Source organism: Streptomyces sp. NPDC006365, assembly GCF_042870755.1.
GTDB lineage: Bacteria > Actinomycetota > Actinomycetes > Streptomycetales > Streptomycetaceae > Streptomyces > Streptomyces xiangluensis.
Genome location: NZ_JBIAHS010000022.1, coordinates 80,328 through 101,384 on the forward strand (window position 1 = coordinate 80,328; position 21,057 = coordinate 101,384).

The 21,057-nt window shown below is 68.4% G+C and carries 19 protein-coding genes; all 19 read right to left on the bottom strand.

All coding sequences use genetic code 11. The features are described from left to right. A complete protein-coding gene (gene atpA, locus ACFYO0_RS39410; RefSeq protein ID WP_388686151.1) occupies positions 1–1,590 on the bottom strand; it encodes a F0F1 ATP synthase subunit alpha in 1,590 nt (529 codons plus the stop codon). A 131-nt stretch (positions 1,591–1,721) separates the two neighbouring features. After that, positions 1,722–2,537 carry a F0F1 ATP synthase subunit delta gene (locus tag ACFYO0_RS39415; protein ID WP_388686153.1) on the bottom strand — a complete coding sequence of 272 codons (816 nt, stop codon included), beginning with the start codon at positions 2,535–2,537 and terminating at the stop codon, positions 1,722–1,724. Then, positions 2,534–3,082 (bottom strand): F0F1 ATP synthase subunit B, encoded by a 549-nt coding sequence (locus ACFYO0_RS39420; protein ID WP_388686154.1) that lies wholly within the window; start codon positions 3,080–3,082, stop codon positions 2,534–2,536. The genes ACFYO0_RS39415 and ACFYO0_RS39420 overlap by 4 nt, the downstream gene beginning before the upstream one ends. Before the next feature lie 41 nt (positions 3,083–3,123). Further along, positions 3,124–3,357 (bottom strand): ATP synthase F0 subunit C, encoded by a 234-nt coding sequence (atpE, locus tag ACFYO0_RS39425; RefSeq protein WP_031485821.1) that lies wholly within the window; start codon positions 3,355–3,357, stop codon positions 3,124–3,126. A 74-nt stretch (positions 3,358–3,431) separates the two neighbouring features. Next, positions 3,432–4,202, bottom strand: coding sequence for a F0F1 ATP synthase subunit A (gene atpB, locus ACFYO0_RS39430; protein WP_388686221.1), 771 nt, complete (start codon positions 4,200–4,202; stop codon positions 3,432–3,434). Between the two features lie 273 nt (positions 4,203–4,475). Next, the gene (locus ACFYO0_RS39435; RefSeq protein WP_386354019.1) at positions 4,476–4,913 is read right to left on the bottom strand and encodes a hypothetical protein; all 438 of its coding nucleotides are present in this window, start codon (positions 4,911–4,913) and stop codon (positions 4,476–4,478) included. A gap of 259 nt (positions 4,914–5,172) precedes the next feature. Further along, complete coding sequence (locus ACFYO0_RS39440) at positions 5,173–6,570, bottom strand: MraY family glycosyltransferase (RefSeq protein ID WP_388686157.1); 1,398 nt, start codon at positions 6,568–6,570, stop codon at positions 5,173–5,175. A gap of 129 nt (positions 6,571–6,699) precedes the next feature. Next, positions 6,700–7,950 carry a serine hydroxymethyltransferase gene (gene glyA, locus ACFYO0_RS39445; RefSeq protein ID WP_388686158.1) on the bottom strand — a complete coding sequence of 417 codons (1,251 nt, stop codon included), beginning with the start codon at positions 7,948–7,950 and terminating at the stop codon, positions 6,700–6,702. A 123-nt stretch (positions 7,951–8,073) separates the two neighbouring features. Continuing rightward, positions 8,074–8,745: a protein-tyrosine-phosphatase gene (locus ACFYO0_RS39450; RefSeq protein ID WP_386354013.1), complete on the bottom strand. Its 672-nt coding sequence runs from the start codon at positions 8,743–8,745 to the stop codon at positions 8,074–8,076. After that, positions 8,742–9,389, bottom strand: a complete 648-nt coding sequence (locus ACFYO0_RS39455; RefSeq protein ID WP_386354011.1) for an L-threonylcarbamoyladenylate synthase — start codon at positions 9,387–9,389, stop codon at positions 8,742–8,744. The genes ACFYO0_RS39450 and ACFYO0_RS39455 overlap by 4 nt, the downstream gene beginning before the upstream one ends. A gap of 80 nt (positions 9,390–9,469) precedes the next feature. Then, complete coding sequence (gene prmC / locus ACFYO0_RS39460; RefSeq protein ID WP_388686159.1) at positions 9,470–10,309, bottom strand: peptide chain release factor N(5)-glutamine methyltransferase; 840 nt, start codon at positions 10,307–10,309, stop codon at positions 9,470–9,472. A gap of 101 nt (positions 10,310–10,410) precedes the next feature. Further along, positions 10,411–11,487: a peptide chain release factor 1 gene (gene prfA / locus ACFYO0_RS39465; RefSeq protein WP_386354098.1), complete on the bottom strand. Its 1,077-nt coding sequence runs from the start codon at positions 11,485–11,487 to the stop codon at positions 10,411–10,413. A gap of 102 nt (positions 11,488–11,589) precedes the next feature. Continuing rightward, positions 11,590–11,811: a 50S ribosomal protein L31 gene (gene rpmE, locus ACFYO0_RS39470; RefSeq protein WP_151478101.1), complete on the bottom strand. Its 222-nt coding sequence runs from the start codon at positions 11,809–11,811 to the stop codon at positions 11,590–11,592. A gap of 184 nt (positions 11,812–11,995) precedes the next feature. Then, positions 11,996–13,132, bottom strand: a complete 1,137-nt coding sequence (locus ACFYO0_RS39475) for an LCP family protein (RefSeq protein WP_388686160.1) — start codon at positions 13,130–13,132, stop codon at positions 11,996–11,998. 369 nt (positions 13,133–13,501) lie between these two features. Then, positions 13,502–15,559, bottom strand: coding sequence for a transcription termination factor Rho (rho, locus tag ACFYO0_RS39480; RefSeq protein WP_388686161.1), 2,058 nt, complete (start codon positions 15,557–15,559; stop codon positions 13,502–13,504). A gap of 387 nt (positions 15,560–15,946) precedes the next feature. Further along, positions 15,947–16,864, bottom strand: coding sequence for a homoserine kinase (gene thrB, locus ACFYO0_RS39485; RefSeq protein WP_388686163.1), 918 nt, complete (start codon positions 16,862–16,864; stop codon positions 15,947–15,949). Positions 16,865–17,129: 265 nt separating this feature from the next. Beyond that, positions 17,130–18,188, bottom strand: coding sequence for a threonine synthase (thrC, locus tag ACFYO0_RS39490; protein WP_344388733.1), 1,059 nt, complete (start codon positions 18,186–18,188; stop codon positions 17,130–17,132). A 6-nt stretch (positions 18,189–18,194) separates the two neighbouring features. Beyond that, positions 18,195–19,487: a homoserine dehydrogenase gene (locus ACFYO0_RS39495; RefSeq protein ID WP_388686165.1), complete on the bottom strand. Its 1,293-nt coding sequence runs from the start codon at positions 19,485–19,487 to the stop codon at positions 18,195–18,197. Positions 19,488–19,664: 177 nt separating this feature from the next. Then, complete coding sequence (lysA, locus tag ACFYO0_RS39500; RefSeq protein ID WP_388686166.1) at positions 19,665–21,056, bottom strand: diaminopimelate decarboxylase; 1,392 nt, start codon at positions 21,054–21,056, stop codon at positions 19,665–19,667. Position 21,057: the final 1 nt, after the last annotated feature.

Below are 21,057 nucleotides of genomic sequence, written 5' to 3' on the forward strand. Positions count from 1 at the left end.
TCACTTGGCGGCGGCCGGAGCGTCCTCGCCGAGAAGCTTCCCGTCCGAGGTCTCGAACTGCTTCTTGAACTCCGCGACGGCGTCACTCATGGCCGTGATCGTGTCGTCCGACATCTTGCCGCCCTCCTTGATGGAGGTGAGCAGGCCCTGCTCCTTGCGGTGCAGGTACTCGAGCAGCTCCTTCTCGAAGCGGCGGATGTCGGCGACCGGCACCTCGTCCATCCTGCCGGTGGTGCCGGCCCAGATGGAGACGACCTGGTCCTCGGTGGCCATCGGCTGGTACTGCGGCTGCTTGAGCAGCTCGACCATGCGCTGACCGCGCTCCAGTTGCGCCTTCGACGCGGAGTCCAGGTCGGAACCGAAGGCGGCGAAGGCCTCCAGCTCGCGGTACTGGGCGAGGTCGACGCGGAGCCGGCCGGAGACCTGGCGGATCGCCTTGTGCTGGGCGGAGCCACCGACTCGGGAGACGGAGATACCCACGTTCAGCGCGGGGCGCTGACCGGCGTTGAACAGGTCCGACTCCAGGAAGCACTGACCGTCGGTGATGGAGATGACGTTGGTCGGGATGAACGCCGAGACGTCGTTGGCCTTGGTCTCGACGATCGGCAGACCGGTCATCGAGCCCTTGCCCATGTCGTCGGAGAGCTTCGCGCAGCGCTCCAGCAGACGGGAGTGCAGGTAGAAGACGTCACCGGGGTAGGCCTCACGCCCCGGCGGACGGCGCAGCAGCAGGGACACGGCGCGGTAGGCGTCGGCCTGCTTCGAGAGGTCGTCGAAGACGATGAGGACGTGCTTGCCCTCGTACATCCAGTGCTGGCCGATGGCCGAACCGGTGTACGGCGCAAGGTACTTGAAGCCGGCCGGGTCGGACGCCGGGGCGGCGACGATGGTCGTGTACTCCAGGGCGCCGGCCTCTTCGAGGGCGCCACGCACGGAGGCGATGGTCGAGCCCTTCTGACCGATGGCGACGTAGATGCAGCGGACCTGCTTGTTCGGGTCGCCCGTGCGCCAGTTGTCGCGCTGGTTGATGATCGTGTCGACGGCCAGGGCGGTCTTGCCGGTCTGCCGGTCGCCGATGATCAGCTGACGCTGGCCGCGGCCGATCGGGGTCATCGTGTCGACGGCCTTGTAGCCGGTCTCCATCGGCTCGTGCACCGACTTACGGACCATGACGCCCGGGGCCTGCAGCTCGAGGGCGCGGCGTCCGGACGTCTCGATCTCGCCGAGGCCGTCGATCGGGGTGCCGAGCGGGTCGACGACGCGGCCGAGGTAGCCCTCGCCCACGGCGACCGACAGGACCTCGCCGGTACGGCTGACCGGCTGGCCTTCCTCGATGCCGTTGAACTCGCCGAGGACGATGGCACCGATCTCTCGCTCTTCCAGGTTGAGCGCGAGGCCGAGGGTGCCGTCCTCGAACTTCAGCAGTTCGTTGGCCATGGCCGAGGGGAGGCCCTCGACCTTCGCGATGCCGTCGCCGGCAAGGGTGACCGTACCGACCTCCTCGCGCGAGGCCGCGTCCGGCTTGTACGCCTGGACAAAGTTCTCCAGCGCGTCCCGGATCTCCTCCGGCCGGATCGTGAGCTCCGCCATCTGGGTTCCCTGCTCTCCTTGTTGGGCCCGAAGTTTCAACTTGGGGGTCTGGGGGCGACCCCCAGGAATCCTCTGCACGGCCCAACCAGGGCCGTAGTACTGCCTGTCTTCGTACGTGTATTGAGTTGCTGTCAGCCCGCCATGCGGCGACTGGCGTCCTCGAGCCGGTCCGCGATGGAGCCGTTGATGACCTCGTCGCCCACCTGCACCCGGATCCCTCCGACGACCTCGGGGTCGACGTCGAGATTGAGGTGCATCGGACGCCCGTAGAGCTTCGCGAGGGCGGCACCCAGGCGCTGCTTCTGCGGGTTACTCAGCGGGACCGCCGAGGTGACGACGGCGACCATGCGGTCTCGGCGCTCGGCAGCGAGCTTGGACAGGGACTCGAGTCCCGCCTCCAGGCTACGTCCCCGCGGCGCGGTCACAAGGCGCGTGACCAACCGCTCGGTTCCGATCTTGGCCCGGCCGCCGAGGAGGCTGCGCAGCAGCTCGGTCTTGGCGGCGGTGCCGGCGGCGCGGTTCGTCAGCGCGGCACGCAGCTCGGTGCTGGAGGAGACGATCCGGCCGAACCGGAACAGCTCGTCCTCCACCTCGTCGAGCGTGCCCGCCTGCTGGGCCGCGGTGAGGTCGGCCGTGTTGGCCAGCTCCTCGATCGCGTCCACCAGGTCGCGGGGCTGCGACCAGCGGGAGCGCACCATGCCGGACACCAGGTCGACGGTGGTCTCGCCGACCTGGCCGCCGAACAGCCGGCCGGCCAGCTCGGCCTTGGCCTCGCCGGGCTGCGCCGGGTCGGTGAGGACCCGACGCAGGCTGACCTCGCGGTCGAGCAGCGCCGTGACGGCGGCCAGTTCGTCGGCGAGCGCGACCGCGTCCACGGACGTGTTGTCCGTCAGCGCGTCGAGACGCTCACGTGCGGCAGCCAGGGCTTCGCGGCTCGCTCCGTTCATCGAGCCGCCTCGGCCTTCTCCTCGAGCTCGTCGAGGAAGCGGTCGATGGTGCGGCTCTGCCGGGCGTGGTCCTCGAGAGACTCACCGACGAGCTTGCCGGCCAGGTCGGTGGCGAGCTTGCCCACGTCCTGACGCAGCGCGGAGGCTGCGGCCTTGCGGTCGGCCTCGATCTGGGTGTGACCGGCGGCGATGATCTCCTCGCGCTGCCGCTGGCCTTCCGCACGCATCTCGGCGATGAGCGCGGCGCCCTGCTCCTGCGCCTCCTGGCGCAGCCGCGCGGCCTCGTGCCGGGCCTCGGCGAGCTGAGCCTTGTACTGCTCCAGCACGCTCTGGGCCTCGGTCTTCATGGCGTCGGCCTCTTCGATGCCGCCTTCGATCGCCGCGCGGCGCTCTTCCAGAACCTTGTTGATGTTCGGGAGGAGCTTCTTCCAGAAGAAGAAGAACACGATGGCGAAGGCGATGGTGCCGACGAGCAGCTCGGGACCCGGCGGGATGAGCGGGTTCTGCTCCTCCTCGGCCGCCAGCTGTACCAGGTTGGCGATCACATCAGTGCCTTCCGTTGAAAAGTTCGCTCGTCAAGGTCCGGTCATCCGTAGACGAACGGCATGACGATGCCGATGAGGGCAAGCGCCTCACAGAAGGCGAAGCCGAGGATCTGGTTGGCGCGGATCAGGCCGGCCGCCTCGGGCTGGCGGGCGAGGGCCTGGGTGCCGTTACCGAAGATGATGCCGACGCCGACGCCGGGGCCGATGGCGGCGAGGCCATAGCCGATGGAACCGATGTTGCCTTCGACAGCGGCGAGGGTCTCAAGGGCAGCCATGCTGATTCTTCCTTCTCTTTCATGGACCGGCGGGGGTTGGCCACCGGACGTTCTGTGGCTTGGGGCGGTGCGGCTCAGTGATGCTCGGCCAGTGCGCCCTGGATGTACGTGCAGGCCAGCAGCACGAAGACGTACGCCTGGACAGCCTGCACGAAGAGCTCGAAGAGGATCATGACCATGGTCATGACGAAGGAGACACCGGCCGCCGGGATCATCCAGCTGTTCAGCAGGTACCAGGAGGCAACGGTGAACATCACCAGCATCAGGTGGCCGGCGAACATGTTGGCGAAGAGTCGGACCGCGTGCGTGAACGGTCGCACCAGCAGGTTCGAGAAGAACTCGATGACCATCACGAGCGGCAGGACCGCGCCCAGCGACTTGTCGTAGCCGGTGACGTTCTTGAAGAAACCGACGAAGCCGTGCCGCTTGAAGGTCAGCGAGACCCAGACGATCCAGACGATGCCGGCCAGCACAAACGGGAACGAGATGATCGACGAGACCGGGAACTGGGCCAGCGGGATCACGGACCAGATGTTCATGATCCAGATGAAGAAGAACAGCGAGACCATGAAGGGGACGTACTTCTCGCCCTCCTTCTTGCCGAGGGTCTCGTACACGATGCCGCGGCGGACGAAGTCGTACCCGGCCTCGCCGACCATCTGCAGCTTGCCCGGAACCACCTTGGCCTTGCCGAAGGCCGCGTAGAAGAAACTGATGACGAGCCCCGTGGTGATGAGGGCGAGCAGCATCACCTTGTTGAACTCGAACCCGCCGACCTCGGCGATCGGCTTGAAGAGGAACGAGTGCAGGCCCGGAGCCGGGAAGCCGCAGCCGTTGTCGGACATGATCCGACAGCTCCAGTCAAAGGCGAGCTGGGTCTGGTCAGCACTCACCACGGGCTCCTTCGGCGTGACGCATAGGTACGGCAACCTCGTTGTGTCGGCGCGGCACGCAGCCGCGGTTCGGCACTGGACAGGTGTTACGGATGTGGGGGCGGCTGTGGGGCATTGAGCCTCGCGCTAGAGCAGGCGTCAGCTCGGATGCCCGCGCCCGCGATGCCGCAGTTGGCACCGGACGATAGCAGGATCTCTTACGTGCACTTATCCCGGCCCTACCCCTCACGACGAGTGGCCCGTCTTTTCGGGCTTGTCGCCCTTCGAGGAGTCGGGTTCGACGTAGAGGATCTTGGCCTTCATCTGGGCAAGGGCCTGGCAGCCGATCCACGCGAGCGTGGCGGCGACCAGCGTGAACGCGAAGGCCTTGGGGTGGAACAGCGTCGTGTCCTTGAACGCGGCGACGAACATGAACAGCAGCAGAATCTGTGCCGTATAGAGCATCAGACCCATCGCCTGGAAAAGGTGCGGAAGCGATTTGGCAGTTCGCTGCAGAACGTAGAGTCCGAGCCCCATGAAGAGGATCACGACCAGCGTCGCGACGACCGCCCCGACCGCTCCCTTGCCCCCTGCGACCACACCACTGACGACGGCGGCAATCGCGCCGACGGCAGCCGTGGGCACGGCGGCCTGAAGGAGAATCCGGGCGTCATTGGACGGCATGGCGGCAGCTCCGCTTACTAAGGGGGGCAGGGTGTCGTCATGGACGAGCGTAGTCCCGGGTGGGGAGGGAACCTCACGCCAATGGGCCGTCGCACTGCGGCCCTTCGGCTCATCCCCGAGTCTCGTGAACCGTATCACAAACTATTTGATGAGGTCTTTACCTGGTTGGTGTGCTCGGCGTCACACATGAGAGTGAACCCGCCCGTCTGTGCGCGCACTCCGCCGAGTTTGTCTGGTAAAGGGGCGGTTTGCGAAATCGTCAGTGAGACGAGCCGGCCTTGCGTCCGTCGAGAACGCGCGGACGACGGCCGACAGCCGTCGCTCCGTTGACCCCCGAGACGCCCGCGGTGACCGGAGCTCGACGTTCCTCGCCAGTCTCACTGGGCTCCGTGGCCTCACTGAGCGCGCCGGGCACACCACCTGCAGCACCCGCGTACGCGACCGCAGGCGCCCCCTCCACGGCCTCCACGGCCTCCCCGGCGACCTGGCCCCGGCGGCGGTAGCGCGGCGGCACAAAGCGCTCGGCCCAGGCCGGCGTACGCGGCGTGAAGCGCGGCAGCAGAAGCAGCACCAGGCCCACCGCGCTGAGGAACACGATGCCGAGCACGATCCACATGGACGCCGAGTTCACCGAGTACGCGAGGGCGCCGAAGGCGATCAGAGCCGACCAGAAGTACATGATGAGCACGGCCCTGCTGTGCGAGTGCCCGATCTCCAGCAGGCGGTGATGCAGATGCCCGCGGTCGGCTGCGAACGGGGACTGGCCGTTCCAGGTGCGGCGCACGATGGCGAGCACCAGGTCGGCCGCCGGTACGGCGATGATCGTCAGCGGCAGCAGCAGCGGGATGTAGACCGGCACCGTCTGGTGCACGGCCTCCTTCTCGGACCCGGCGAACAAGTTCATCGCGTCGGGGTCGACCTGCCCGGTGATGGAGATGGCGCCGGCCGCGAGCACCAGGCCGATGAGCATCGAGCCCGAGTCACCCATGAAGATCCGGGCGGGGTGCATGTTGTGCGGCAGGAAGCCGATGCACATGCCCATGAGGATCGCGGAGAAGAGGGTCGCGGGGGCCGCGGACTCGAGCCCGTACCCGTACCAGATGCGGTAGGCGTACATGAAGAACGCCGCGGAGGCGATGCAGACCATGCCCGCGGCGAGGCCGTCGAGGCCGTCGACGAAGTTCACGGCGTTGATGGTGACGACGACGAGCGCGACGGTCAGCAGCGTGCCCTGCCCCTGGGTCAGCGAGACCGAGCCGACGCCCGGCACCGGCAGCCACAGAATCGTCAGGCCCTGCATCACCATGACACCGGCGGCGATCATCTGGCCGCCGAGCTTGATCAATGCGTCGATCTCGAACTTGTCGTCCAGGACGCCGATCAGCCAGATCAGCGCGGCCCCGGAGAGCAGGGCGCGCGGCTCGTTGGAGGTCTCGAAGACCTCGCTGAGGTTGGTCAGATGGTCGGCGACCAGCAGGCCCGCGCACAGCCCGAAGAACATCGCGATACCCCCGAGCCGGGGCGTGGGTTCCCGGTGCACGTCACGCGCACGGATCCCCGGCATGGCTCCTGCCACGATCGCGAACTTCCGCACCGGCCCGGTCAGCAGGTACGTCACCGCGGCCGTGACGAGGAGCGTCAGGAGGTATTCACGCACAGGCTTCCCCACAGGTCTCGCTGGCCATCTCAGCCCCACACGATAGCTTTCGGCGCATACGGTTGGGGACTTCCGGGTAGAGCTGATGGTTACACGTGTGGCTGTGTACGGCTTCGCGCATACCCGGCTCTAGCCGGGATACGGCGGAAATCTTCCGGTCAGGTCCCGCACTTCTTCACGCACCAGGCGGCCGGCCGGTTCCTCGCGCAGCGCCCGGCCGAGCAGTACGGCGATCCGGGCCATCTCGGCCTCTCCCATGCCTTGGGTGGTGACGGCAGCCGTGCCCAGGCGCAGTCCGCGCACGTCCGGGTGGGGCAGCGCACAGGTGTCGAGGACCAGACCGGCGGCGGCCAGCCGACCGCGGGCGGTGCGGCCGTCCACACCGAGCGGGGCGGGGTCGAGGGTCAGCAGGTGGGTGTCGGTGCCGCCCGTGGTGACGGCGAGGCCCTCGGCGGTCAGCCCCGCCGCGAGCGCCTGGGCGTTGGCGACGACCTGATGCGCGTACGCCGCGAAGGCCGGCGTCGCCGCCTCGCCGAACGCGACGGCCTTCGCGGCGATGGTGTGCATCTGGGCGCCGCCCTGGGTGAACGGGAACACCGCCCGGTCCACCCGCTCGGCCAACTCCGCGCCGCACAGCAGCATGCCGCCGCGGGGGCCGCGCAGCACCTTGTGCGTGGTGGCGCAGACGACGTCGGCGTACGGCACGGGACTGGGCGCCGCTCCCCCGGCGACCAGGCCTATGGGGTGGGCGGCGTCGGCGATCAGATAGGCGCCCACCTCATCCGCTACGGCCCTGAAGGCGGCGTAGTCGATGTGCCGCGGGTAGGAGATGGAGCCGCACACGATGGCTTTGGGGCGGTGGGTACGGGCGAGCGCGTGCACCTGCTCGTAGTCGATGAGCCCGCTCTCCGGGTCGACGCCGTATCCGACGAAGTCGAACCAGCGCCCTGAGAAGTTGGCGGGCGAGCCGTGGGTGAGGTGGCCGCCGTGCGGGAGGCCAAGCGCGAGGACGGTGTCGCCGGGGCGCAGCAGGGCGGCGTATGCGGCGAGTACGGCCGAACTCCCGGAGTGGGACTGCACGTTGGCGTGTTCGGCGCCGAAGAGGGTCTTGGCGCGCTCGACGGCGAGGCGTTCGGCCACGTCGACGAGTTCGCATCCGCCGTGGTGCCGGGCGCCGGGGTATCCCTCGGCGTACTTGTTCGCGAGCGGGGAGCCGAGGGCGGCCAGCACGGCGGGCGAGGTGAAGTTCTCGGCGGCGATCAGCTGAAGTGTCGTCGACTGCCGGTCCAGTTCCCCGATGAGGAGCTCGGCCAGCTCGGGATCCTGCCGACCGAGCACATCGGCAGGCAGCAGGCCGTCAAGCGTATGTGTGACCACCATGTGGGACTCCGGACCGGCAACCCCCTGCGGGGCGGCCTGAGATCGGCGGAAACTAAGTCCAATGTAGAACCAGGTCCGCTACTGCGCCCGCTGTTACGCCCGAGCCGGTGCACCCATCGGCGATCAGGTGCGAGCCGGTACGCCCGTCAGCGCCGTCACCACCGGATCGATGGCCTGCTGGATCTCGTCCCCCACCGAGCGGAAGAACGGCAACGGTGCCCCGTACGGGTCGTACACCTCGTCCGCCTCCACCGTCGGGGCCAGCAGCCACCCGCGTAGAGCTGCCGCGGCGCGGACCAGGGCTCTTGCGCGCGCGACCACTCCGTCCTCCAGGGGAGGCAGGGTCGCGGGGTCTATGGCCTTCACCAGGCGGGTGAACTCCTTGAGGGTGAAGGTGCGCAGGCCCGCCGAGTGGCCCATGGAGATGACCTGGGCCCGGTGATCGCGGGTGGCCGTCAGGACCAGGTCCGCTCTGATGACGTGTTCGTCCAGCAGCTCCCGGCCCACGAAGCCGGAGGCGTCCGCGCCGAAGTCGGCGAGTACCGCTTCCGCGTTGGCCTCCATGGGGGCGCCCTCATGACCCCAGGTGCCGGCGCTCTCCACGATCAGGCCGCCCCACAGCGGATCGCCGAGGCGGTCCGCCAGGGCATGGCGGGTCAGCCGCTCGGTGATCGGCGAGCGGCATACGTTGCCGGTGCTGACGTGGAGGATGCGGAAGGTGTCCCGGGGTAGCCCTGTGAAGGTCCCCGTCTCGTCCCCGTTGCCTATGCCACGCCCCGCGTCAGGGGCCGTCAATTCGCCACCTCGAGGTCGGGTACCACCTTGCGCAGCTCCTCGGCCGACAGTGCGCCCGCGCGCAGCAGGACCGGCACCTTGCCCGTGACGTCGACGATCGAGGAGGGGACGTTGCCGGGGGTGGGCCCGCCGTCCAGGTAGACCGAGACGGAGTCGCCGAGCATCTCCTGTGCGGCGTCACAGTCCTCGGGCGCCGGGTGTCCCGTGAGGTTCGCCGACGACACCGCCATCGGACCGACCTCGGTCAGCAGCTCGATGGCGACCGGGTGCAGCGGCATGCGCACGGCGACGGTGCCCCGGGTGTCCCCCAAGTCCCACTGGAGGGACGGCTGGTGCTTGGCAACCAGGGTCAGCGCGCCCGGCCAGAACGCGTCGACGAGCTCCCACGCCATCTCGGAGAAGTCGGTGACCAGGCCGTGCAGCGTGTTCGGGGAGCCGATGAGGACAGGCGTGGGCATATTGCGCCCACGGCCCTTGGCCTCCAGCAGATCGGACACGGCCTCCGAGCTGAACGCGTCGGCGCCGATGCCGTACACGGTGTCGGTGGGCAGCACCACGAGCTCGCCCCGGCGTACGGCGGACGCTGCCTCGCGCAGACCCGTAGAGCGGTCGGTCGCGTCGTTGGTGTCGTATCGCCGTGCCATTTAGCGAGCCTCCTCGTACACGTACTGCTGGCTTGAAGTCTTCGAACAACGCGTGCCGAACGCAATGCCGCGCGCCGAGTTCACGGCATCGCCCTGCGGGCCGTCGCGAACCGCGGCCGGTTGTTGAGGTCGGGGTGGTCGGCGGCGTCGGCCCAGCCCCGCTCCTCGGTGAAGATCCACGGCACCTGCCCGCCCTGGGTGTCGGCGTGCTCGACGACGACGATGCCGCCGGGCCGCAGCAGCCGGTGTGCGGTGCGTTCAAGGCCGCGGATGAGGTCGAGCCCGTCCTCGCCCGAGAACAGGGCGAGTTGAGGATCGTAGTCCCGGGCCTCGGGCTGTACGTACTCCCATTCGGTGAGCGGGATGTACGGCGGGTTGGAGATGACGAGGTCCACCTGGCCGTCGAGGTCGGGGAAGGCGTACCGGGCGTCTCCCTGGCGCAGCTCGACCCTGGACCCCTCGACGTTCTTATGGGCCCACTGGAGCGCGTCCTCGGACAGCTCCACGGCGTGCACGCGGGAGCGCGGCACCTCCTGCGCCAGGGCGAGCGCGATAGCCCCGGAACCCGTGCACAGGTCGACGATGAGTGGTTCGACGACGTCCATCGCGCGTACGGCGTCTATCGCCCAGCCGACGACGGACTCGGTCTCCGGGCGCGGCACGAACACCCCTGGCCCGACCTGGAGTTCCGTGTAACGGAAGAAGGCCCGTCCGGTGATGTGCTGGAGCGGCTCGCGGGCCTCGCGGCGGGCGATGACCTCCCAGTAGCGGGCGTCGAAGTCGGCGTCCTTGACCGAGTGCAGTTCCCCCCGCTTCACGCCGTGCACGAAGGCGGCGAGCTCCTCCGCGTCATTGCGTGGCGAGGGCACGCCTGCATCGGCAAGCCGCTGGGTGGCCTGGGCCACTTCCGCGAGCAGCACGCTGCGGGGGTTCGGGGGTCGCCCCCCAAAATGTTGCTGCACGCTGGTCCTCCGGGGCTGAGCTGTTGTCTTGTCGCTGTTCTTCGCGGCGCTGCGCGTCTTTACGCGGCGGCGAGCTTCGCGGCCGAGTCCGCGTCCACGCAGGCCTGGATCACGGCGTCGAGGTCACCGTCGAGTACCTGGTCCAAGTTGTACGCCTTGAAGCCGACGCGGTGGTCCGAGATGCGGTTCTCCGGATAGTTGTACGTTCGGATCTTCTCGGAGCGATCGACGGTACGGACCTGGCTGCGCCGGGCGTCGGCCGCCTCCTTCTCCGCTTCCTCCTGCGCCGCCGCGAGAAGCCTGGAGCGCAGGATACGCATCGCCTGCTCCTTGTTCTGCAACTGGCTCTTCTCGTTCTGGCAGGAGGCGACGACTCCGGTGGGAATGTGCGTGATGCGCACCGCGGAGTCGGTGGTGTTGACGGACTGGCCACCGGGGCCGGACGACCGGTAGACGTCGATCCGCAGGTCGTTCGCGTTGATCTCGACGTCGATCTCCTCGGCCTCCGGGGTCACGAGGACACCGGCCGCGGAGGTGTGGATCCGGCCCTGGGACTCGGTGGCGGGCACGCGCTGCACCCGGTGCACCCCGCCCTCGTACTTCAGCCGGGCCCAGACGCCCTGACCGGGCTCGGTGGCACCCTGGCCACCCTTCGTCTTCACCGCGACCTGAACGTCCTTGTAGCCGCCGAGCTCGGACTCGGTGACATCGATGATCTCGGTCTTCCAGCCGATGCGCTCCGCGTACCGCAGGTACATGCGCAGCAGGTCGCCCGCGAACAGCGCGGACTCGTCGCCTCCGGCGCCGGCCTTGATCTCGAGGATGACGTCCTTGTCGTCGGAGGGGTCGCGCGGGACGAGCAGCAGGCGCAGCCTCTCGGTGAGCTCCTCGCGGTGCTTCTCCAGCTCCTTGACCTCGGCCGCGAACTCCGGGTCGTCGGCGCCCAGTTCACGGGCCGTCTCGATGTCGTCGCCGGTCTGCTTCCAGGAGCGGTACGTCGCGATGATCGGGGTCAGCTCGTGGTAGCGCTTGTTCAGCCTGCGCGCGTTCGCCTGGTCCGCGTGCACCGACGGGTCGGCGAGCTTCTTCTCAAGATCGGCGTGCTCGCCGATCAGTTCCTCGACCGCCTCGAACATCTCCGGCTCCAATGACGTACGAAATTTAAGGGGCTGCACCATGCAAAGCGCCGGTCCCGAAGCCCCCTTGCGGGGACAACGAGGACCGGCGCTGTGAGGTCGCTACTTCTTGGCAGCGGCAGCCTTGCCGAAGCGGGCCTCGAAGCGGGCCACACGGCCACCGGTGTCGAGGATCTTCTGCTTGCCCGTGTAGAACGGGTGGCACTCGGAGCAGACCTCAGCGCGGATGGAACCGCTCTGGATCGTGCTACGGGTGGTGAACGACGCGCCGCAGGTGCAGCTGACCTGCGTCTCGACGTACTCGGGGTGGATGTCGCGCTTCAAGGTGTCTCCTAGTTTCGGGAGGGCACCGGGTCGCTGCCGCGGGCTGCGGAGCGTGAACCGGGGCCGACGTACCAGTCTGCCATCGACTGGCGTCATCCCCCAAAACAGGGGGGCGGGGTCGTGTATTCCCCGCGGGCCCGTCGTGGCTGGTCGCTCCCCCACTCACAGATACGCCCCGCGCCCCTTACGGGGCGCCTACGACGCCCTTCGCATTGCCCGTCGCCGTGCCCTCTGTGGCCGTCTTCGGGATGGGGCGGTCGTTCTTCAGGGCTTTCCACACCAGGTCGGACTTGGACTTGACCATGAGGACTCGGTTGCCGTCGGCCGGGTCGTACTGGACCGGCATCGTCACCATCGTCATGTTCGAGGAGCTGATGCCCTTGAGTCCGTTGGCGAACGAGGCCAGGTCCTTGGGCGAGTCGAGGTCGGAGTCGGACGTGACGGCGTTCGTCGCGGTGTCGGCGAGGTCCCACAGCTTCTTCGGGCTGGTCAGTATGCCGATGTTCTTGACCTGCTCGACCAGTGCCTTGATGAACGCCTGCTGGAGCTGGATGCGGCCGAGGTCGGAGCCGTCGCCGACGCCGTGCCGGGTGCGGACCAGGCCGAGGGCCTGCTTGCCGGTGAGCTGATGGGTGCCGGCCTTCAGGTCCAGGTGGCTTTCGCGGTCGGTTATGTCCTTCTTCGTGGTGACCTTGACGCCGCCGAGTTCGTCGATGAGTTTCTGGAAGCCGCTGAAGTCGACCTCTATGTAGTGGTCCATGCGGATGCCGGTCATCGACTCGACGGTCTTCACCGCGCAGGCGGCGCCGCCGGTGGAGTACGCGGAGTTGAACATCGCGCTCGACGAGCCCTCGTGGCTCTTGCCCTCGGTGTCGGTGCACTCGGGCCGCTCTATGAGGGTGTCGCGGGGTATGGAGACCACGCTGGCCTTCTTGTGGCCCTTGTAGACGTGCACGATCATCGCCGTGTCCGCGCGGGCCGAACCGTCGTCGACGCCGCCGCCCAGCTTCTTGTTGCTGCCGGAGCGGGTGTCTGAGCCGAGTACGAGGATGTCCTGCGAGCCGTTGTCGACGTCCAGGGGCCGGTCGGTGCCGAGAGCCTGGTTGATGTCGACGTTGTCGAGGTTGTTGTTGAGCCGGAAGTACACGTAGCCGAGTCCGGTGCCGCCCAGGATCACGACGCCTGCCGCAGCCCACGCCGTGACCAGCAGGGCCTTGCTGCGTGTGCGCGGCTTGCGGCGGCGACCCTTGGCGCGGCGCTGCGGGCCGGTGGGGCCGGAGGCCTCCGGGTTGCCGGAATCGGACATGCTCTCGGCAGTCATGTGCTCCTCAGTCCTCGTCCGGTCGGTTACCCCCTGTGTGCAGGGTCAGGCATGGCGCGTCAGGCATGACTGGTATGTCAGGACCCGTCACGTCAGACGTTGAAACCGAAAAAAGGGTTGCACAACGCGCTGTGATCGCCCTGTGGGCGAATGTGAGCAGCCAGTGACGCACAAGAGCGAAATCCGCCCACTCACCTGCGATTTCAGGCCAAGTCTTGGTTCCGTTCACCGTGGGTGGCGGTCTTCACACGTGTGGCGAAGGTCTCGCGCAATGCGCCTTCAGGGCCGTCCACATGGCCTGCGAAAAGGGGCTGCCCCCGTCACGTTCGTGACGGGGGGAGCCCCTCGATCAATCAGAAAACGCCGACGTCAGTCGCCGCCGTTGCCCGGCATAGGCGTCGTCTTCTGGATCTGGAGCAGGAACTCCGCGTTCGACTTCGTCTGCTTCATCTTGTCCAGGAGCAGCTCGATCGCCTGCTGCTGGTCGAGCGCGTGCAGCACCCGGCGCAGCTTCCAGACGATCCCCAACTCGTCGCTCCCGAGCAGGATTTCTTCCTTACGGGTGCTGGACGCGTCCACGTCCACCGCCGGGAAGATGCGCTTGTCGGAGAGCTTCCGGTCGAGCTTGAGCTCCATGTTGCCGGTGCCCTTGAACTCCTCGAAGATCACCTCGTCCATCCGCGAGCCGGTCTCGACCAGCGCGGTGGCCAGGATCGTAAGAGATCCACCGTCCTCGATGTTGCGCGCGGCACCGAAGAAGCGCTTCGGCGGGTACAGCGCGGTCGAGTCGACACCACCGGACAGGATGCGGCCGGAGGCGGGCGCGGCGAGGTTGTACGCACGGCCCAGACGCGTGATCGAGTCGAGCAGTACGACCACGTCGTGGCCCAGCTCCACCAGGCGCTTGGCCCGCTCGATGGCCAGCTCGGCGACCGTGGTGTGGTCCTCGGCCGGGCGGTCGAAGGTCGAGGAGATGACCTCGCCCTTGACCGACCGCTGCATGTCGGTGACCTCTTCCGGACGCTCGTCGACGAGGACGACCATCAGGTGGCACTCGGGGCTGTTGACGGTGATCGCGTTGGCGATCGCCTGCAGGATCATGGTCTTGCCGGTCTTCGGCGGGGCCACGATCAGGCCACGCTGGCCCTTGCCGATCGGCGCGACCAGGTCGATGATCCGCGTGGTCAGCACGGCCGGGTCGGTCTCGAGACGGATCCGGTCCTGCGGGTACAGCGGCGTCAGCTTGTTGAACTCCGGGCGGCCACGGCCGAGTTCGGGCGCCATGCCGTTGACGGAGTCGAGCCGGACGAGCGCGTTGAACTTCTCGCGGCGCTCCCCCTCCTTCGGCTGCCGGACCGCGCCGGTGACGTGGTCGCCCTTGCGCAGACCGTTCTTGCGGACCTGGGCGAGGGAGACGTACACGTCGTTCGGACCGGGCAGGTAGCCGGACGTGCGGATGAACGCGTAGTTGTCGAGGATGTCCAGGATGCCCGCGACAGGGATCAGGACGTCGTCCTCGGCGACCTGCGGCTCGGCGATCTCGTCGCGGCCACGGCGGCCACGACGGTCCCGGTAGCGACCGCGACGGCCACGGCGGCCGCCCTCGAAGTCGTCATCGTCCTGCTGCTGGCGGTCCTGACGGCCGCCGCCCTGCTGCTGGCCGCGCTGCTGGTTGCCGGCACCCTGGCTCTGCTGGTCGTCACCCTTGCCGCGGCCGCGGTCCCGGTCCCGACCGCCTCGGTCGCCCCGGTCGCGGTCACGGCTGCCCCGGTCGCGGTCGCGGCGGCCCTGCCGGCCCTCGCCACCCTGGTCGCCCTGGCGGCCTTCGCCACCCTGGTCACCGGAGTCGGCCCTGACCTCGCCCTGGGGCTGGGCCTGAGCAGGGGCCTCGGCCTTCGGCTCGCTCTTCGCCTCGGCGGTGACCGTCTCGGGGCTGCCCGCATCGGCGGTGGCCCGACGACGGCGCCGCTCGGCCGGGGCGTCGTCACTGGCCGGCTGGCCGGGAATCTCGATCTGCTGCTGGGCCACGGCCTTTTCGGCCTTCGCGGCCTTGCCGCCGTTGTCCGCTTTCTTCTCGCTCTTCTCGGCGGGAGATACTGCGTCGTCCCCCGTACGAGCCTTCGAGGTGGCCCGGCGCTTCGGCTTGGTCTCGGTGGCTGCCTCGGCGGTCTTCGCCGGGGCACCCCCTCCTGCCTGCGCCTCCTTGATGACCTCGATCAGCTGGCTCTTGCGCATCCGCGCGGTGCCCCTGATTCCGAGGCCGGATGCGACCTGCTGCAGCTCGGCCAGCACCATGCCCTCAAGGCCACTGCCGCGGCGCCGACGGGAGCCTGAAGCACCGGTGGCAGGCGCGGCGGAGGCGTCCGTGGCGGGCGCGGCAGCGGTCTCCTCGACACGTGCGCCCATCAGATCGGTGGTGTCGCTCACGAAGGGTCCTTCCCTGGAGCGGACGTCGGCCTGTCTGGCTCGGCGACCGGTTGTGCTGTCCGGCTTCGGTCCGGTGATGTGGACCGTGCCGGGGCGGTGGTCCGCCAAAAAGGCGGAGGGAATATCTGCTGGATGGCGTTTCCGGGTGCCGTGACACTGATGTGCGGTGTCGGTCGGCTCGGTCACGCCGGTTCCGGAGCGTGCTCAGGACTGCTCAGCGCATAGCGTCCAATGCGTTGCACAAAGCAGTTTGGGAGGCTCCCGGAAAGAGGTCTGTCCCGGACGGGGACACGAAGCACCTCGCCATGGTGGGGTCGGGTGCAGACTTGAGATTAACACTACCGGATCCAACAAACATTCCCCCTCTCCAAATCCGGCAACCGTGTGTCAGGTGGCAAGCGGCAGCACGCTCGCTCCCTGGGCATCGAGGCTCAGCCGGTTGGCCGCCCAGCCCTCGCCGGCCAGGCGGGAGACCTTGTCGGCGGTGGCTTCGTCGGCCAGTGCGAGCACGGTGGGGCCCGCGCCGGAGATCACGGCGGGGATTCCGTCGGCCCGCAGCCGCTCCACCAGGGCGGCGCTCTCCGGCATGGCCGGAGCTCGGTACTCCTGGTGCAGTCGGTCCTCGGTGGCGGGCAGCAGCAGCTCGGGGCGCCTGGTGAGGGCCTCTACGAGCAGTGCGGCGCGGCCCGCGTTGGCGGCGGCGTCGACATGCGGCACGGTGCGCGGCAGCAGTCCGCGGGCGGTCTCGGTGAGGACGGGCTTTCCGGGCACGAAAACCACCGGAACGATGGATTCGGCGGGATCCATCCTGATGGCGCGCGCGGCACCGCCCTCCATCCAGGACAGTGTGAAACCGCCGAGCAGGCAGGCCGCGACATTGTCGGGGTGGCCCTCGATCTCGGTGGCGAGCTCGAGAAGCGCCTCGTCGTCGAGCTTCGCGTCGCCGCCTATGGTCACGGCGCGCGCGGTGACGATGCCCGCGCAGATCGCGGCGGACGAGGAGCCGAGGCCACGGCCGTGCGGGATGCGGTTCGCGCAGACGATTTCGAGTCCGCGCGGCTGTCCGCCCAGCAGATCGAAAGCGGTACGGAGGGAGCGTACGAGAAGGTGACTCTCGTCACGCGGGAGTGTCTCGCTGCCCTCACCTGCGATGTCGATGTGCAGTCCCGAGTCGGCCACCCGGACGACCACGTCGTCGTAGAGCCCCAGCGACAGGCCGAGGGCGTCGAAGCCCGGGCCGAGGTTGGCGCTGGTGGCGGGGACGCGCACCCGTACGGCGGCGGCGCGGAACGCTGGACCGGCCATCGCTCGATGACTCTCCTTGAGCTTGAGCTGCGAGATTGTCGAGATGTGTCGAAATCCTGCGAGACGAACGGAAGATCACGGAAGACCCGGCGGCCGCAGAGACGGCGCGGCACCGCGGCATATGCGGCGGGCGGGTTACGTACAGCCTATCGAAGGAAGGTTCCGTGGCGACATAGGGCGCACAGGAGGCGCACGATGCGTGTCGTATGCCCCCTGTGCACCCCCTTGTCAGGGGTTACAGGTTGGCGAAGCCGAGGCGCCGCGCTTACGCGAGGCCGAGGCGCTCCGCCGCAGTGGCCGCGTCCACCGGGACCGTGACGGGCTGGGGGGCGCCCGCGACGGCCCAGTCCGGGTCCTTGAGGCCGTTTCCGGTCACCGTGCAGACGATGCGCTGGCCCGGGTCGACCTTGCCCTGCTCGGCGGCCTTCAGCAGGCCTGCGACGGACGCGGCCGACGCGGGCTCGACGAAGACGCCCTCCTGGGAGGCCAACAGCCGGTAGGCGCGCAGAATTTCACGGTCCGTCACCTCATCGATGAAACCGCCCGATTCATCCCGGGCAGCCAACGCGAACTTCCACGAGGCCGGGTTGCCGATACGGATCGCGGTGGCGATGGTCGACGGATCCTTGACGACCTCACCGCGCACGATCGGGGCGGAACCGGAGGCTTGGAAACCCCACATTCGAGGGGTTTGCTTCGCGATCCCGTCCGCCGCGTACTCCGTGTAGCCCTTCCAATAGGCCGTGATATTGCCCGCGTTGCCCACCGGCAGGACGTGAATGTCAGGTGCGTCACCCAGCATGTCCACGATTTCGAACGCGGCGGTCTTCTGGCCCTCGATACGCACCGGGTTGACCGAATTCACCAGCGCTACGGGGTAGTTGTCGGACAGATTGCGCGCGAGCGTGAGGCAGTCGTCGAAGTTTCCGTCGACCTGGAGGATCTTCGCGCCGTGCACGAGCGCCTGGCCCATTTTACCGAGCGCGATCTTGCCCTGCGGGACGAGAACGGCCGAGACCATTCCGGCCCGTACGGCATAGGCGGCGGCGGAAGCCGACGTGTTCCCCGTCGAGGCGCAGATGACGGCCTTCGCACCCTCCTCCTTGGCCCGGGTGATGGCCATGGTCATTCCGCGATCCTTGAAGGACCCCGTCGGGTTCGCGCCCTCCACCTTGAGGTGGACCTCGCAGCCCGTGCGCTCGGAGAGCACCTGCGCGGGCACGAGCGGCGTACCGCCCTCACGGAGCGTCACGACCGGCGTGGTGTCGGAAACCGGCAGCCGGTCCCGGTACTCCTCGATGATTCCGCGCCACTGGTGGGTCATTGCTGGTTACTCTCCTTCAACCCGCATGATGCTGGCGACACCCCGCACGGTGTCGAGGTTGCGCAGCGCCTCGACGGTCCCGTTCAGGGAAGCGTCGGACGCGTGGTGGGTGACGACGACGAGAGAGGCCTCGCCGTCCTTGCCCTGCTGGCGAACCGTATCGATCGAAACGCCGTGCTCGGCGAAAACGGTCGCGACCTGGGCGAGAACACCCGGTTTGTCCGCCACATCGAGGCTGATGTGATATCGCGTGACGACCTCGCCCATCGGTGAGACGGGCAGCTGGGTGTAGGCGGAGTCGCCGGGTCCGGTCGCGCCGCTGAGCCGGTTGCGGCAGACGGCCACGAGGTCGCCGAGGACCGCGGAGGCGGTCGGGGAGCCGCCGGCGCCGGGGCCGTAGAACATGAGCTGCCCGGCGGCGTCCGACTCGACGAACACGGCGTTGTACGCGCCGCGCACGGAGGCGAGCGGGTGGGTCAGCGGAATCATCGCGGGGTGCACACGCGCGGTGACGGACTCCCCGTCGGCGGCCCGCTCGCAGATGGCGAGCAGCTTGATGGTGCAGCCCATCCCCTTCGCCGAGGCGAAGTCGGCGGCGGTGACCTCGGTCATGCCCTCGCGGTACACGTCGTCGAGCCGCACGCGCGTGTGGAAGGCGATTCCGGCGAGGATCGCGGCCTTGGCGGCGGCGTCGAAGCCCTCGACGTCGGCGGTGGGATCGGCTTCCGCATACCCGAGCGCGGTGGCCTCGTCGAGGGCCTCCTGGTAGCCGGCGCCCGTGGTGTCCATCTTGTCGAGGATGAAGTTGGTGGTGCCGTTGACGATGCCGAGCACGCGGTTGACCTTGTCACCGGCGAGGGATTCGCGCAGCGGCCGGATCAGCGGGATGGCACCGGCGACGGCCGCCTCGTAATAGAGGTCCTTGTTCTGCTCCTCGGCGATGGCGTGCAGGCCGGCGCCGTCCTGGGCGAGCAGCGCCTTGTTCGCGGAGACGACGGAGGCACCGTGCTCGAAGGCCGTGGTGATGAGGGAGCGAGCGGGCTCGATACCGCCGATGACCTCGACGACCACGTCGATGTCCCCGCGTTTGACGAGGGCGGTGGCGTCGGTGGTGATGAGCTCGGCCGGGATGCCCTCCCGTACCTTGTCGGGCCGTCGGACGGCGACGCCCGCCAGCTCGACGGGAGCCCCGATACGGGCGGCGAGGTCGTCGGCGTGCGTCGTCATGATGCGCGCCACCTCTGAGCCGACAACACCACAGCCCAGCAGCGCCACCTTCAGCGGACGCGTACGCATCATCCGACCTCGTTTCCTCTTACCGTCACGGTGGATCCAGTCTCACTCACCGGACGGGACTTTCTATGCCATGTCCGGATCGTGAGACGTCTATTTCATTTCTCCGGCGGCCGATCACAGGAGATCTTCCGCCGGCTGTATTCGTACGTCAGCGGTCATCCGACCGCGAACGCCAGTGGCTCATCCGACATCGAGGCGCAGCAGGTCCTCCTCCGTCTCCCGGCGGACGATCACCCGGGCCTCGCCGTCATGGACCGCGACTACTGGCGGGCGCAGAGCGTGGTTGTAGTTGCTGGCCATGGAGCGGCAGTACGCCCCGGTGGCCGGCACGGCGATGAGGTCGCCCGGCGCGAGATCGGCGGGCAGGAAGGCGTCGCGTACGACGATGTCGCCGCTCTCGCAGTGCTTGCCGACGACGCGTACGAGCATGGGTTCGGCCTCGCTCACGCGGGAGACGAGGGCGACGCTGTATTCGGCGTCGTACAGCGCGGTGCGGATGTTGTCCGACATGCCGCCGTCGACGGAGACGTACGTACGCAGTCCGTCGAGCGGCTTGATGGTGCCGACCTCGTACAGGGTGAAGGCGGTCGGGCCGACGATGGCTCGCCCCGGCTCGACGGAGATGCGCGGGGTACGGAGCTTCGCGGCCTCGCACTCGCGCGTGACGATCTCGTTCAGCGCCTTGGCGATCTCGTGCGGCTCGCTCGGATCGTCCTCGCTCGTGTAGGCGATGCCGAGGCCGCCGCCGAGGTCGATCTCGGGCAGCTCGACGCCGTGCTCGTCGCGGATCTCGGCGAGCAGCTTCACCACCCGGCGCGCGGCGACCTCGAAACCGGCCATGTCGAAGATCTGCGAGCCGATGTGACTGTGGATCCCGATCAGTTCGAGCCCGTCGAGCGCGAGGGCCCGCCGTACGGCTTCGGCGGCCTGCCCGTCCGCGAGCCCGATGCCGAACTTCTGGTCCTCGTGGGCCGTGGCGATGAACTCGTGCGTGTGCGCCTCGACGCCGACCGTCACCCGGATCTGCACGCGCTGCCGCTTGCCGAGCGACTCGGCGATGTGCGCGACGCGGACGATCTCCTGGAAGGAGTCGAGGACGATGCGTCCTACGCCGCGGCTGATGGCCTCGGTGATTTCCTCGGTGGACTTGTTGTTGCCGTGGAAGGCGATGCGGTCGGCGGGCATGCCGGCGGACAGGGCGGTGGTGAGCTCGCCGCCGGAGCAGACGTCGAGGTTGAGCCCCTCCTCGTGCAGCCAGCGCACGACGGCGCGCGACAGAAACGCCTTGCCTGCGTAGAAGACGTCGGCGTCCTCCCCGAAGGCGGTGCGCCAGGCGCGCGCCCGCGCACGGAAGTCGGCCTCGTCGATGAAGTACGCCGGGGTGCCGAACTCCTCGGCCAGCTTCTTCACATCGATGCCGCCCACGCTGACGACTCCGTCGGTCGTACGGGTGACTGTCTGTGCCCAGACCTTCGAGTCCAGGGCGTTGAGGTCGGTGGGCGGGGCCGTGTAGTGCCCCTCGGGCAGAACATCGGCGTGACGGGGCCCGGCGGGATGTGCGGAACGGCTCATG

Excerpts from the sequence above, each read along its gene's own strand:
- ACFYO0_RS39415 (WP_388686153.1), bottom strand. The coding sequence starts at position 2,537 with ATGAACGGAGCGAGCCGCGAAGCCCTGGCTGCCGCACGTGAGCGTCTC.
- atpE (WP_031485821.1), bottom strand. The coding sequence starts at position 3,357 with ATGGCTGCCCTTGAGACCCTCGCCGCTGTCGAAGGCAACATCGGTTCC.
- glyA (WP_388686158.1), bottom strand. The coding sequence starts at position 7,950 with ATGGTGGTCACACATACGCTTGACGGCCTGCTGCCTGCCGATGTGCTC.
- lysA (WP_388686166.1), bottom strand. The coding sequence starts at position 21,056 with ATGAGCCGTTCCGCACATCCCGCCGGGCCCCGTCACGCCGATGTTCTG.
- prfA (WP_386354098.1), bottom strand. The coding sequence starts at position 11,487 with ATGTTCGAGGCGGTCGAGGAACTGATCGGCGAGCACGCCGATCTTGAG.
- ACFYO0_RS39495 (WP_388686165.1), bottom strand. The coding sequence starts at position 19,487 with ATGATGCGTACGCGTCCGCTGAAGGTGGCGCTGCTGGGCTGTGGTGTT.
- ACFYO0_RS39455 (WP_386354011.1), bottom strand. The coding sequence starts at position 9,389 with ATGGCACGGCGATACGACACCAACGACGCGACCGACCGCTCTACGGGT.
- ACFYO0_RS39475 (WP_388686160.1), bottom strand. The coding sequence starts at position 13,132 with ATGACTGCCGAGAGCATGTCCGATTCCGGCAACCCGGAGGCCTCCGGC.
- thrC (WP_344388733.1), bottom strand. The coding sequence starts at position 18,188 with ATGACCCACCAGTGGCGCGGAATCATCGAGGAGTACCGGGACCGGCTG.
- ACFYO0_RS39435 (WP_386354019.1), bottom strand. The coding sequence starts at position 4,913 with ATGCCGTCCAATGACGCCCGGATTCTCCTTCAGGCCGCCGTGCCCACG.
- atpA (WP_388686151.1), bottom strand. The coding sequence starts at position 1,590 with ATGGCGGAGCTCACGATCCGGCCGGAGGAGATCCGGGACGCGCTGGAG.
- atpB (WP_388686221.1), bottom strand. The coding sequence starts at position 4,202 with ATGTCCGACAACGGCTGCGGCTTCCCGGCTCCGGGCCTGCACTCGTTC.
- thrB (WP_388686163.1), bottom strand. The coding sequence starts at position 16,864 with ATGGCCGGTCCAGCGTTCCGCGCCGCCGCCGTACGGGTGCGCGTCCCC.